Below are 12,212 nucleotides of genomic sequence, written 5' to 3' on the forward strand. Positions count from 1 at the left end.
GAAGCCCTTTTTTATTTATGAAGCACTCTTTTTGGATTTCACGTAAACCGCCAATTTCTCCGCGATCTCGGTGAACTCTTTCAAATCTTCAGTTTTCTTACCTGTTTTACCGTGCTTTTCTAACAAGCTGACAATCCGCTTATTAAAATCAATCAGGTTGCCCAAAACTTCTAAACATTCTTCGTCACTGAGAGGCTTCTTGGTTTTCACCGGAGGGTGCAATTTCTTAGAAGCCATCTGTTGTGCCTACTTTTCTTTTATCTTGAGCTCCGCCCTTGTCTGCATGAACCGGAGTAAATGGAATTACGTCTGCGGCTTTCTTACTTTCCGTCGGCGCTGCTTTTTTAACCGTCTTCGTCGCCGTTGGAGTTTTTTGCTCCACCTGCTGACCTTCGACACCACCTTTGATCACTACAGAAAGTAAATCCACCACACGAGTCAACTGACCCGCTTGCGCCGATAACTCTTGAGCCGCAGCTGCTGCCTCTTCAGATGTCGCCGCATTAACTTGCGTCACTTGATCTAGTTGATTCATCGCTCGACCAATTTGAGTGATACCATTTGATTGCTCTTCGCTTGCCGCAGAAATTTCAGCATTAATGTCTGTTACTTTTTGTACAGACGTCACGATCTCTGCCAACACCTGGCCGCTTGCCTCGACTTGCTGACTGCCTCTTTCGATTTTTTCAACACTGCCCTTAATAAGATCGGTGATGTCTTTCGCAGCCGATGCACTTCTTTGCGCCAGATTTCGAACCGCTTCTGCGACAACCGCGAAACCTTTACCCTGCTCCCCTGCACGAGCCGCTTCAACCGCAGCATTCAATGCCAGAAGATTAGTTTGAAATGCGATATCATCGATAACCGTAATGATCTCTTCGATCTTTTTAGAATCTTTAGAGATCTCCCCCATCGATGTCACCAAAGTGCGAATTTCCTCTTCACCTTTGTTAGCGATTTTGCGAGTGGCTTCGGATAAGCGTGCTGCTTCCTTAGCATGATCTGCATTCACACGAACCATCGACGTCAGTTCTTCAATAGTCGCAACTGTTTCCTCTAAAGAAGACGCTTGCTCCATAGATGCTTCTGACAACTGTTCGGATGAAGATGCAATTTGATGAGAAGCCACTGACACTTGCTCTGAGCTGCCGTTAAGGTCTTGAAGAATACTCGTGATAGCACGACTCAAAGTAACCAAAACGAATGCCGCAACAGCGATACCGATAAGGATGGAAACGCACGAGAACAGAATGACCAACATGCGAGCCGCCTCATACTGCTCATCTGCTTTTTTGTCTTCATCTTCCATCACGCGCGACTGACGTTCCGCCATCTGCATAAGCGCTGTCGTCAATTCAGCACGCAAAGGGCCGCCCTTACTGCGCGACAATTCAAAGGCCCCTTTGTTCTCTCCTTTTAATGCAAGAGCAATTGTTTCATCACTCACTGTGGACCAACGAGTGAACAGTTCTCTGACGTTGCCGATTTCTTTAATACCGATTTCATTCGAATTTCCTTCGAACGTTTTCATCGTCTCGAAAACGCCCTGACGGCGGTCATCGTATTTCTTTTTGTACTCCTGCATTCCGGCTGGGTTGTCTTCCAGAATCAGATTACGTATCTCCAGCGCCTGAAGGTCCACCTGATTGCGTATATCTTTGATCAGAATCGTACGGACGACATTTCCCTTCACCAAACGAGTGATCGTAGCATTGATCTCTCCCATTTTTTCGATACTAAGGAACGAACTCACAGTGGCACCGACGATCAGAATCGCAATCACCACACCTAATTTAAAATTTAAACTTCTCTTCTTCTCCACGAAAACTCCTGTGTTATTTGACAGACGCTCACTATTTCGGCGCCAACAAAGCATTGTTGAGTCCGGTTTTGTGAGTTTTTTCTATGTCTTTTCATCAAGAGCTTTCTTGGAGTAATTTTTCCTATATGATTTCAGCTAATTAGCTACATAATGTAGCTGGTACATAATGTAGCTATAACTAGAATTCATCTTGGATGGCAAAAAAAAGACCAAAAAAAAATGAAGATGATGGCTTATGGCTAACGAACGTCGAGTTTTATGGACGTTCGGAAAAATCATTCGTGAAGGACCAGCTCAATTCAATCGCCAGAAAAATCGCCCGCTATCGACGTAGCAAAAAAATCTCCCAAGAGACTTTGGCGGAATTGGCTTGTGTCAGCGTATCCACGATTAAGTTTATCGAACAACGACAACGCGTTCCCAGCTTGGTTGTCCTACTTAAGATTGTGTATGCGATTGATAAAGATGGAAAGCTTTGGCCATAGACCGGAGCGGCAATTTAACAATATTTAAGACCCTTCGCGATCGTAATCGAGAAGGAATTTACGCCGATTCTCCATCCTCAAAGGATTCAAAACCGGCGCATTCTGAAGGCTAATTAACCTGCTGTTTTCTCTCTGAAATCACCCTTATTTTCCACTTTCTGAAAAATCTACAAGAACCCACCCGCAAATTGTCCAAAAACTTTGGAACGCCTGCAGTTAGAGCTTTAGATTAAAGGATTTTAAGTATATTAAGCGAACCCAAGTTGCTAAGTAGACCAGCTCAATTACATCTAGGGGACAAGGGGAATAGGGTGTCATTCTTGAGAATACAACTGGTATTGATCGCATTGATCGTGGGTGTTTTCACCACGACGTCTGCTTACGCAAAAGTCTATCTGAACTCGGCCTGCACGATGAAAGCCAACGCCGACAAAATCGAAGGCAACGACAGCAAAAACGAAAAATTTCCTCTCGCTTCCATTTCAAAACTTGTTACCTCTTTATGGGCCATCGAAACTCTGGGTGCAAACTACCGTTTCACGACTCGCCTGCATTTAACTAAAAAATCCGCGAACACTTATGACCTTCATATCGAAGGTGGCCAAGATCCAATGTTTGGTCGCAACGTGGGTTACTTCATCCTGGCACAGCTAGCGATGAAACAATTGGGTATTACGAAAATCGAAAATCTGACGTTTGACGAAAATCTTTTGATGGAGTGGAACGTGGAAGAGCCGGTGGCTATTGCTGGCGATACAAAGTTCTATCCAGATCAAGCGGCGCAAGTAGCCCATGTTCAGCACGAACTTGAACAAGGCTTTATCACTCCGGTTTCTGAAAGATCTTATGCTTACCTTCGTAAGCTTGCTAAAACTGTTGGTATCGATCTTTCCGAAAAGAAACCGAACATTCAATTCGGCAACGTTCAGTTCCTAGCAAAGCAGGATTTCCAAAAAACTAAGGAAACGGGCACATTCGTTTATAAATCGGCTCCTTTGTATATGATCGTCAAAGCCATGAATAATAAATCCAATAACTATGTGGCAGACCACTTGTATTGGAACTTGGGCGACACCCCTGCATTCAATCAATACTTGGCGCACGCCCTTAAGATGGACAACCGCGATCTTGAGTTCAACCTGGGCTCTGGCAACAATGCGGATTATATCTCTAAGAAAAAATACGACTATAACGAGGGTACTTGCACGGCGATGATCAAAGTTCTGATTCGCCTCAATGAAGTTTTACAAACCCAAGGTTTAAAATTAACCGATGTTATGGCTGTCGCGGGTCAAGACTCTGACTCGACTGTCGGAAGATACGACGGGGTTATGAACGGCTCGATGATCGGAAAAACCGGGACAGTTGATAAAGCCAAGACTTTGGCGGGATCGATCTCTACCGGAAATGGGACCATTTACTTTGTGATCCTTATGCACAAGGATTCTTCGGGTGAGAATGGTTCGGCAGCCAATGCCATCAAAAACCGTATTCGCGCGCTCTTCACTATTAATAATGGTTCCAAAAAAATCGCCTATAACGAAATCACACCGCTGCCGTTTGATAAGCAGTCGGCGTTGGTGCTTGAATATGGGCCAAGCCTAGGAATGTTCTAATGATCAATGTAGCTGTTTGGATTTTTTATGTTCTAGTCGCACTCTTCACTTTCTTTGGCCCGATTAAAGCCAAGGGTGGAGAGATCGAGACTTTGAACAAATCCATCGAGCTACAAAAAAATGCCGAAGTCCAAAAAACTATTAAAGCAGCTAGCTTCGATCCAGGTCGCGGCGATGCTGACGGCATGACTCCCCTGATGACAGCATCTATGCATGGCAACTTGCCCGCGATGAAGTTGCTTCTGCAAAAGAAAGCCAACCTTGAACAGAAAAACAAGTTCGGCGACACCGCTTTAGCTTTGGCCGTTTCCAACGACCAAGAATCTGCAGCAAAATTGTTGATTGCTTCAGGAGCTAAAGTCGACATCGCCGTTTTAAGTGAAAACAAAGACAACTTGTTAATCACAGCTGCTAAAAGTAACGAGAAAACGACTCGTCTAATTCTGGCTAAAAACAAATCCATCATCAATCAGACGAATGCGTTGGGAAACACTGCTTTGATCGAATCGATCATGGCTGGTTACACAAACATCGCCAAGTCCTTGATCCAAAGCGGTGCTGACACTGCAATAAAAAATAACCAAGGCAAAACCGCTTTGGACATTTCTAAGGAACTAAAAAACAAGGCCCTAACGACTCTTCTTTCTAAGAGAGCCGCTACAATCGACGCCGCTGTAAATTAACGTATACAGCTTTTGTTCGCTCAGCGAAGAGCTAGTTCCCACTCTTATTTTAATGTTGGTATCCCGATCTGAGACACTCTCTGCTCAACCGATCTGTGCATTGTACCGATAAGTAGAACATGGATCGCTATTGGTTATCTGGATCAATCACATGCCTGTCGCAAGTCCTTTACCTCTGCACTTTTAAATATGTGCCGGGTTTCGTTTCGTACGGATTCCTGGGCATCGCAGTTATCAGTGCAATTTTTCTTTTCTATATTTCTGAAACCTATAAAGACGTGATCGGAAGCTTTCTGTGGATTGCTCTTCCCACACCTGTGTCGACGCTGGCGTTGATGGGGATGACGGCGGTTTCTTATATTTATAAGAATGGTTTTAACTCCGAGCTGGGGGATCACCTAACGGCTGCGGGATACACCTCTGGAGCGACTTTATACCTAGTCCTCTTTACCATCGGCCCTGTCCTATTGGCGCTGATTGCTCTGAAGATAGGACACTTAAGAACTCACAAAAAATAGACATAAAAAAACCCCGGGTTCGCCGGGGTTTTGATTTTTAAGAGAACAACTTTTTGATGAAGCTTGTGATCTTTTTACCGATCGTTTGCTTCGGTGCTGGTTGTCTGCGAACAGCACTTGCACCCTTACGTGGCTCATGGCGTTTGTTGCCGCCTTGGCCATGACGGTTTTCACCGCGTTTGTGTTGACCGTTTTGTTGAGTCTTACCGTGCTCAGGGCGTTTTGCATGCCTTGGATTTGGTCCATCAGACTTCTGAGCTGAAGCGCCTTTGCGCTCTTCACGTGGACCGCGGTTTTCACCACGATTTTCTCCACGAGGTCCGCGGTTATCGCGACGTGGGCCACGATCACCTTCACGGCGAGGACCACGGTCATTGCGATTACCACCGCTGCGACCACCCTCACGACGAGGACCGCGTTCACCACGCTCGCCACCTTCCAATGATTTCGGATAGTGACCATCGAAGCGATCTGGGAAAGGTTTGAATTCTTGGATCAACTGTTCGTTTTCCAAGTAACCCACTTCAATTTTGTGTTTCAAATAATCTTCGATACGAGTCAAAGATTCGATGTCTTTTTCGCCCACCATGGAGAACGCCTGACCTGTAGTTCCTGCACGGCCTGTACGACCAATACGATGAACGTAAGATTCAGAATCCATTGGCAATTCGTAGTTGATCACAAGGTCAACGCCCTTGATATCCAAACCACGAGCCGCAACGTCTGTTGCTACCAGGATGTTCAAGTGATTCTCGGCCTTGAATTGCTCGATCACGCGGTTGCGTTGAGCTTGAGTCAAAAGGCTTGAGATCGCCATTGCTGGCACATCGTTATCAACCAAGAACTTAGTGATTTTCTCTACGTTCAATTTGAAGTTCGTAAAGATGATCGCTTGTTTTGGGTTGTGCAATTTAAGCAAAGACAAAAGGTGCTGAGGTTTTTCAGCGTTGCCCACGTGGAAGATTTGGTCTTTCACGTTTTCAGCTTTAGCTTGGTCACGGCTGATGTTGATTTCAACAGGCTCGGAACCAAATTGGTAAGCAGTATTCAAAACATCGAAATTCAATGTTGCCGAGAAGACTAGGAACTGACGTTCACGAGGCACTCTTTGCAAAATGTATTTCATGTCGTCTTTGAAGCCCATGTCGAACATGCGGTCCGCTTCGTCGAATACGATCGCGCGAACTTGCTTCAAATCAACCAAGTGTTCTTTGTACAAATCAATCAAACGACCTGGAGTTGCCACGATGAACTCAACACCGTTTTTAAGCGCCTCTTTTTGTTTGTCGTAGCCAGTACCACCGTAGATCGCAAAACCCTTAAGGCCGCTATCCACGCCGAACTTGATGATGTTGTCTTGAACTTGCTCTGCCAATTCACGAGTTGGAACCAAAACCAAAATAAAGTTTTGTGGCTTCCAATCTTTGAAGGCGCGTTTTTCGATGATTTCTTTTTCTGAATCAGAAATTTCGCCGTGAGCTGGGCGAGCACGAAGAATACGCTCCATCAAAGGCAGAACAAATGCTGCTGTTTTGCCAGTGCCTGTTTGTGCTAGGCCGGCAACGTCTTTGCCATCCAAAATGTAGGGCATGGCTTGCTCTTGAATTGGACTGCATTCTTCATAACCAATTTTTTGAATGGCAGTCATCAAGGCGGGATCTAAATTTAACTCTGAAAATTTCAATTTCTTATACTCCGGTTCTAAGCCCCAAACCTACTTTTCAGTGCCTTAAAAGTCACCAACAAAGCTTTTTAGAGCTGCTATAAAGGCCTGTGGCTGATCTGAATGGACCCAATGTCCAGCCCCAGGGATTTCGACGCCCTTAATCATCGGGTTCTCAGCCAAAATTCTCTGATAAATGTCAGGCTTTAGCTCTTGGGAGGTCTCCCCACGAATCCATAACGTCGGCATTTTAAGGCCACGGACTTGGTCCCAACGCTCATGCGTATGTCCGGCCTTCACTGACTCAATAATACCATACTTCGAGAAGCGCCAATCCACAGTCCCGTCTGGTTTTTCCACCATATTCGAATAGAAATACTGAGCCATAACTTCGACCTTTTCTCGCGTCTTAGCTGTTTTCACGAAGTCTTCCATGAAATACTTACGAGCTTCTTCACGAGTGGCGAATGGAGTGGGTGCTAAATTCAACAAATACTCATAGTACTCATACGCATTCGGGTGAGCCTCAGGGCCGATATCCTCGACAATCAGCTTTTCAACATACTCCGGATACATCGAAGCAAAGGCCATCACGTTGCGACCACCCATCGAGTGGCCAACCAGAATGAACTTATCCCAGCCGAGTTCGTCGACAATCTGTTTGAGGTCGTTGGCGTAGTCTTCGGGGGAATAACCAGACTCTGGCTGAAAAGATCGACCGTGCCCACGTTGATCGTAAGCCAGGCATCTCTCAGTGCTTTCTAGGCCCGAAATGATTCGACGCCAGTTTTGCCCGTAGCCCATAAGCCCGTGAATAAAGACCCATTTTCGCCCATTTTCTGGACCATAGAACTGATGATTGAAGTTATCCAAGTATGCCATAACGGCCCTATCCTGCGCTCCTTATCGGGGTATTTCAAGTTTGAATTTTGGGCCAAACGGGAGTAGATTCAGCGACAATGAGTTTCACCAAAAAGCCCCAGCTTCACGAAGACTGGATTGATCCTTACGCATTACGAATTGTCAAAAACCTGCAAGATTCTGGTTTCGAAACCTATCTAGTGGGCGGTTGCGTGCGCGATCTTATGGTTGGAATTCATCCCAAAGACTTCGATATCGCTACCAGCGCTCACCCAAATCAAGTTCGTAAAAAAGTACCGAATGCTTATGTGATCGGTCGTCGTTTCAAATTGGTTTTGGTGAAACGTGGTGATCTGCAATTCGAGGTTGCAACATTCCGCCGTAACGTCAGTGCGGAAGAACTTGCTGCAACTCCTGAAGATGAAGCGATCGAGGGCGATAACTATTTCGGAACTGTGGAAGAGGACGCTAAACGTCGCGACTTCACAGCCAATGCGGTTTTTTACGATCCCGCGCAAAATCGCCTGATTGATTTCTGTGGTGGTATTCAAGATATCGAAAACCGCGTACTTCGTATGATCGGCGATCCTAAAGAGCGCTTCATCGAAGATCCAATTCGTATCTTGCGTGCGATTCGTCTTTCACACAAATTGCATTTTTCTATCGAATCCAACATGCGCCATGCGATCGCGGAAACAAGTTCTGAATTGAAAAAATCAGTTCTACCACGTCGCCGTGAAGAGTGGCTGAAGTTCCTGCGCCTTGATGAACCACATCTGGCATTCATGGAGCTTTTCGATTTGCATATCTTGGAACAAATTCTTCCAGGCTTGCATTCTGTCTTCATGGATCCAGCTAAGATGGAAATCTTTGAAATGCATTTGGCTCGCATCAGCCAAGTCGGCATCAACAAACAAGATCCTTTGGAGCTGTTTGCTGGCTTCATGTTTGCGTTCATGAAAGCTCAATATGGCGAAGGCCTTTGGAATCACGAAGAAGTTCTGGATGATCCAAAATTGGCGTATTTCATCCGCGAAGAAATGGGCATCTTTAAACAAGAGGCCGCTGTTTTCTTTAAAGCTTTGCATTTGATGACGGGTCTTAAAAAGATCGACAACTACTCTCGCAAAGGCGAACGCCGTCAGATGGCCTTCATTTCCAATGAAGCCTTTGGTTTGGCCATGAAGCTTTCAATGATTGATTTCTCTTTGTCGGCACCGGAAGTTCACTACTGGATGCAACAGGTGGAAAAGTTCACCGGCGGCAAAGTCACTCCGACTCACTAGCCTTACACAGTCACCGTTACAGTTAAAACGCGGGTTAATTCTTCCTCGAGCATCGCTATGTCCACAGGCTTGCTCAGATATCCATCAAAGCCTGACTTCATACATTCTCTTTGACCCTCAGTGCTTGCTTGAGCCGTTAGCGCAATGATCGGTCGGCGATAGCCCGCCTCACGCAAAGCTGCCGTCGCCTGATGACCTGACATTTGCGGCATCTTGATATCCATCAAGATCACATCGTAACCATTTTCAGAGCGCAGGACTTTTTCCAGCGCCAGTTGACCACTGTCACAGACATCAACCACAGCACCATGACGTTGCAAGTGGCGATCCATCAAGTTGCGTAAATCTTCGGAGTCATCCACCACCAAAATGCGGCGGTTTTTTAGGAACTCAGAACTGCGCAAACCCTCACGGCTTAACTCCACAATATTTCTGTTCGCTTGATGAGCTTCGATCAATCTAAGCGGAGTCACGGAGCCCACTCGGACTGAGTACTCGAAAGTACTGCCCTTGCCTTCGACCGATTCAATCAAGCGCAAGTCGCCGCCTGATAAACGCGCGAGCCTTTGCGATAAAGCCAAGCCCAAGCCTGAACCTACCACACTCTGAACTTCGCGACTTTCACCGCGCATAAATGGCTGGAACAGATTCATCTGAGTTTGCTTATTCATCCCGATACCGGAGTCACTAACTAAGATACGAAGTGTGCCTTGATTGTCCGTGTCCATACCGAAAGAAACCGCCACATGGATTTCTCCTTGTGGAGTGAACTTCACAGCATTCGACAGCAGGTTGATCAAGACCTGACGGAAACGAACGGAGTCCATTTGGATTTCTTCAGGCAATAAACTCGCAAAACTTAAAAAGATACGATGACGTTTATCCAGAACCGTACGAATCACTGAAACGGAATCTTCGATTTCACGCACCGGGCTCATCGGGACTTTCTGCAATAGCAGCTTTTTACTTTCGATCTTAGAAAGATCCAAAAGATCATTCACCAACGAAGTCATAAATTTACCTTGGCGCTGAATCGACAAGGTATCGCGGTAAGCCTGCTCGTCCAAATTAGGATTCGTCAGCATGGCATCTGAAAAACCAATGATCGCTGCCAGTGGAGTGCGAATTTCGTGACTGGCATTTGCTAGCAAAACTGATTTTGCATCATTGGCGGCCTCATGCAGGTCTCTTTCGCGGCGAAGGAACTCTTGATTCTTTTTGATCGTTACATCCCAAAGGATGCCTGTCGCACGAATCACCTCACCGGCCTCGTCACGTTCGATCTTTCCACGGAAGGCCAAGGACTTTGCACCACCCTTTTCACTTGCTAAGATGAATTCAAAATCCAGTTCGCGGTGTTCATGGAAGTGTGATTTTAAGATGTCCTTCAAAAGAGCTTGCTCTGACAACAAAGCCAGATTGCCCTCGCGGAAGATAATATCCTGTTGCAGGTCCCAGTCCCAAGTCATCGCTTCAGACGATGCCATCGCCAGACTGACACGCTCTTCAGAGCGCAATAGTTTGCGGTCCATAGTGAATAGAGTCGTCAGAGATTTGTTGAGGGAACGACCAATGCCGAACACCAACCCCAGATAAATCATCATCACCCCACCCACAAGATAGTGATGAGGTTGCTCGGAAACGATGTAACCCGCAGCCCAACCTAAAATCGTAGGAGCGACCACGCAGAACATGGCAATACGGTTCGAGACGTAAAGAATAATCCCGCCCGCCGTCATAACAGCTGCTAGCATCGCGGAAAGATTTTGCACAGCCGTGCCTGACCAAGGAGCCACATACCCCATCGCTGCCCAACAAGCGCCGGACACACAAAGTAACGAGTATTTAGCTCTTAGCCAGGGTTTCAATTGTTCTGAGCGCTGAATGCGGTCTTTGGCTTCTTTCCAAAAAGGTACGATACCTAAACTTAAAGCTGCATAGATATTGATCGTCAAAAACCAGATGATAAGAAATTTGTGAGAGAGTGTGTCCCAAGCAATGAACGTGTAGAAATAAGCGGTCGTAAGTACCGCGATCATCGCCGTAAAACTCTGCCCTAGAAGCAGATCCACTTTTCTAATTTTGAGTTCTAATGATTCATTATTCTTCATACACGCACAGATATCTTCTACTATCCCATACGCGCTGAAAATAAAACAGGGAAAGTCTAAACTTTCCCTGTTTTACACGATGACTAAATTTTTTGTAATTTACTAAGCTGCTTCTCTCAAATCCAACTGTCTCAAAAGATCACCAGCGATTTTATCAAGAGCTAGGATCTTATCAGCTGCACCTAAAGCAACCGCTGCCGCTGGCATTCCATAAACGACACATGTCTCTTCATTTTGTGCCACTGTATAGGCTCCGGCATTTTTCATTTCCAGAAGACCTTCAGCGCCGTCTTTACCCATACCCGTCAAAACCACGCCCAGAGCGTTTTTCCCGGCATACTTCGCGACTGACTTCATGAGGTAATCCGCAGCAGGGCGAACACTGTGCATTGGCGGATTTTGATGAAGCTTCACATAATAGAATGCACCACTACGAGTGATCTCCATATGGAAGTTCCCCGGAGCAATTAAAACGCGACCTGGGACCACTTGATCACCCTCTTGCGCTTCTTTGACCTCAAACGGGAACATTGCATTCAAATTATCCGCAAATGACTTCGTAAAACCAGGCGGCATATGCTGAACCACCACTGTTCCAGGAATATTTGCTGGCATACCAGACAAGAATACTTTCAAGGCCTCAGTACCACCCGTGCTCGAAGCCACCGCAATCATCTGATGCGTTGTACGAGCCAACGAAGTTCTGTCTACCTTCGCAACCGTCGATGTGACCGTCGGAAGCTTGGTCTTAGCTTGAATACGAGCACGTGCAACCACGCGCACTTTTTCTACGATCTCACGACCCAAAACCTCAAGAGACTGGGAAACGTCGATCGATGGTTTTTCCATAATCTCGATCGCACCCGCCTCTAAGGCACGCAGATAAGTTTCAGAGCCAGTTTTTGCCAAGCTTGAAAAGATAATCGTGCGAGTGGGAAAATGCTGCATGACTTTTTCTAGGAAGCTAATGCCGTCCATACGAGGCATCTCTACGTCCAAAGTCATTACATCTGGTTTCAACTGAACCAATTTATCACGAGCGATATAAGGATCTGAAGCCGTACCTACAACTTCAATATCAGCCGCTGCAGAGAAAATTTTCTCTAGCAATTTACGAATGACCGCGGAGTCATCAACAATAAGAACCTTAATTTTTTGACCCATAAA

11 protein-coding genes are annotated in these 12,212 nt (G+C 45.9%); 5 read left to right on the forward strand and 6 right to left on the reverse strand.

The features are described from left to right. Positions 1-15: 15 nt before the first annotated feature. Both ACLVWP_RS16780 and ACLVWP_RS16785 read right to left on the reverse strand, forming a co-directional pair. Positions 16-237: a hypothetical protein gene (locus tag ACLVWP_RS16780; protein WP_413558807.1), complete on the reverse strand. Its 222-nt coding sequence runs from the start codon at positions 235-237 to the stop codon at positions 16-18. After that, positions 227-1,822: a methyl-accepting chemotaxis protein gene (locus ACLVWP_RS16785; protein WP_413558808.1), complete on the reverse strand. Its 1,596-nt coding sequence runs from the start codon at positions 1,820-1,822 to the stop codon at positions 227-229. The genes ACLVWP_RS16780 and ACLVWP_RS16785 overlap by 11 nt, the downstream gene beginning before the upstream one ends. Before the next feature lie 194 nt (positions 1,823-2,016). Here ACLVWP_RS16785 and ACLVWP_RS16790 point away from each other — a divergent pair, with 194 nt between their 5' ends. The 4 genes from ACLVWP_RS16790 to ACLVWP_RS16805 all read left to right on the forward strand — a co-directional run bounded on the left by ACLVWP_RS16790 (position 2,017) and on the right by ACLVWP_RS16805 (position 5,124). After that, positions 2,017-2,307: a helix-turn-helix domain-containing protein gene (locus tag ACLVWP_RS16790; RefSeq protein WP_413558809.1), complete on the forward strand. Its 291-nt coding sequence runs from the start codon at positions 2,017-2,019 to the stop codon at positions 2,305-2,307. Positions 2,308-2,627: 320 nt separating this feature from the next. Continuing rightward, positions 2,628-3,923: a D-alanyl-D-alanine carboxypeptidase gene (locus tag ACLVWP_RS16795; RefSeq protein WP_413558810.1), complete on the forward strand. Its 1,296-nt coding sequence runs from the start codon at positions 2,628-2,630 to the stop codon at positions 3,921-3,923. Further along, on the forward strand, positions 3,923-4,606 hold the full coding sequence (locus ACLVWP_RS16800) for an ankyrin repeat domain-containing protein (RefSeq protein ID WP_413558811.1): 684 nt from the start codon (positions 3,923-3,925) through the stop codon (positions 4,604-4,606). Before ACLVWP_RS16795 ends, ACLVWP_RS16800 begins: the two co-directional genes overlap by 1 nt. A 119-nt stretch (positions 4,607-4,725) precedes the next feature. Further along, the gene (locus ACLVWP_RS16805) at positions 4,726-5,124 is read left to right on the forward strand and encodes a hypothetical protein (protein WP_413558812.1); all 399 of its coding nucleotides are present in this window, start codon (positions 4,726-4,728) and stop codon (positions 5,122-5,124) included. Positions 5,125-5,161: 37 nt separating this feature from the next. On the opposite strand, the gene ACLVWP_RS16810 is transcribed toward ACLVWP_RS16805, so the two are convergent. Both ACLVWP_RS16810 and ACLVWP_RS16815 read right to left on the reverse strand, forming a co-directional pair. Continuing rightward, positions 5,162-6,808 carry a DEAD/DEAH box helicase gene (locus tag ACLVWP_RS16810; protein WP_413558813.1) on the reverse strand — a complete coding sequence of 549 codons (1,647 nt, stop codon included), beginning with the start codon at positions 6,806-6,808 and terminating at the stop codon, positions 5,162-5,164. A 45-nt stretch (positions 6,809-6,853) separates the two neighbouring features. Further along, entirely contained in the window at positions 6,854-7,669 is an 816-nt protein-coding gene (locus ACLVWP_RS16815) for an alpha/beta fold hydrolase (RefSeq protein ID WP_413558814.1), read from the reverse strand. Between the two features lie 77 nt (positions 7,670-7,746). Between ACLVWP_RS16815 and ACLVWP_RS16820 the strand changes: the two genes are divergently transcribed. Then, positions 7,747-8,934 carry a poly(A) polymerase gene (locus tag ACLVWP_RS16820; protein ID WP_413558815.1) on the forward strand — a complete coding sequence of 396 codons (1,188 nt, stop codon included), beginning with the start codon at positions 7,747-7,749 and terminating at the stop codon, positions 8,932-8,934. A gap of 2 nt (positions 8,935-8,936) precedes the next feature. On the opposite strand, the gene ACLVWP_RS16825 is transcribed toward ACLVWP_RS16820, so the two are convergent. Beyond that, positions 8,937-11,045, reverse strand: coding sequence for a response regulator (locus tag ACLVWP_RS16825; protein WP_413558816.1), 2,109 nt, complete (start codon positions 11,043-11,045; stop codon positions 8,937-8,939). A gap of 102 nt (positions 11,046-11,147) precedes the next feature. Next, complete coding sequence (locus tag ACLVWP_RS16830) at positions 11,148-12,209, reverse strand: protein-glutamate methylesterase/protein-glutamine glutaminase (RefSeq protein ID WP_413558817.1); 1,062 nt, start codon at positions 12,207-12,209, stop codon at positions 11,148-11,150. Between the last annotated feature and the right edge of the window lie 3 nt (positions 12,210-12,212).

It is taken from the genome of Bdellovibrio sp. HCB209 (assembly GCF_047306065.1).
Classification (GTDB): Bacteria; Bdellovibrionota; Bdellovibrionia; order Bdellovibrionales; family Bdellovibrionaceae; genus Bdellovibrio.

What these genes read in the sequence shown, in the direction of transcription:
- ACLVWP_RS16815 (WP_413558814.1), bottom strand. Translation starts at nt 7,669, where the DNA reads ATGGCATACTTGGATAACTTCAATCATCAGTTCTATGGTCCAGAAAAT.
- ACLVWP_RS16780 (WP_413558807.1), bottom strand. Translation starts at nt 237, where the DNA reads ATGGCTTCTAAGAAATTGCACCCTCCGGTGAAAACCAAGAAGCCTCTC.
- ACLVWP_RS16830 (WP_413558817.1), bottom strand. Translation starts at nt 12,209, where the DNA reads ATGGGTCAAAAAATTAAGGTTCTTATTGTTGATGACTCCGCGGTCATT.
- ACLVWP_RS16805 (WP_413558812.1), top strand. Translation starts at nt 4,726, where the DNA reads ATGGATCGCTATTGGTTATCTGGATCAATCACATGCCTGTCGCAAGTC.
- ACLVWP_RS16825 (WP_413558816.1), bottom strand. Translation starts at nt 11,045, where the DNA reads ATGAAGAATAATGAATCATTAGAACTCAAAATTAGAAAAGTGGATCTG.
- ACLVWP_RS16800 (WP_413558811.1), top strand. Translation starts at nt 3,923, where the DNA reads ATGATCAATGTAGCTGTTTGGATTTTTTATGTTCTAGTCGCACTCTTC.
- ACLVWP_RS16820 (WP_413558815.1), top strand. Translation starts at nt 7,747, where the DNA reads ATGAGTTTCACCAAAAAGCCCCAGCTTCACGAAGACTGGATTGATCCT.
- ACLVWP_RS16790 (WP_413558809.1), top strand. Translation starts at nt 2,017, where the DNA reads ATGGCAAAAAAAAGACCAAAAAAAAATGAAGATGATGGCTTATGGCTA.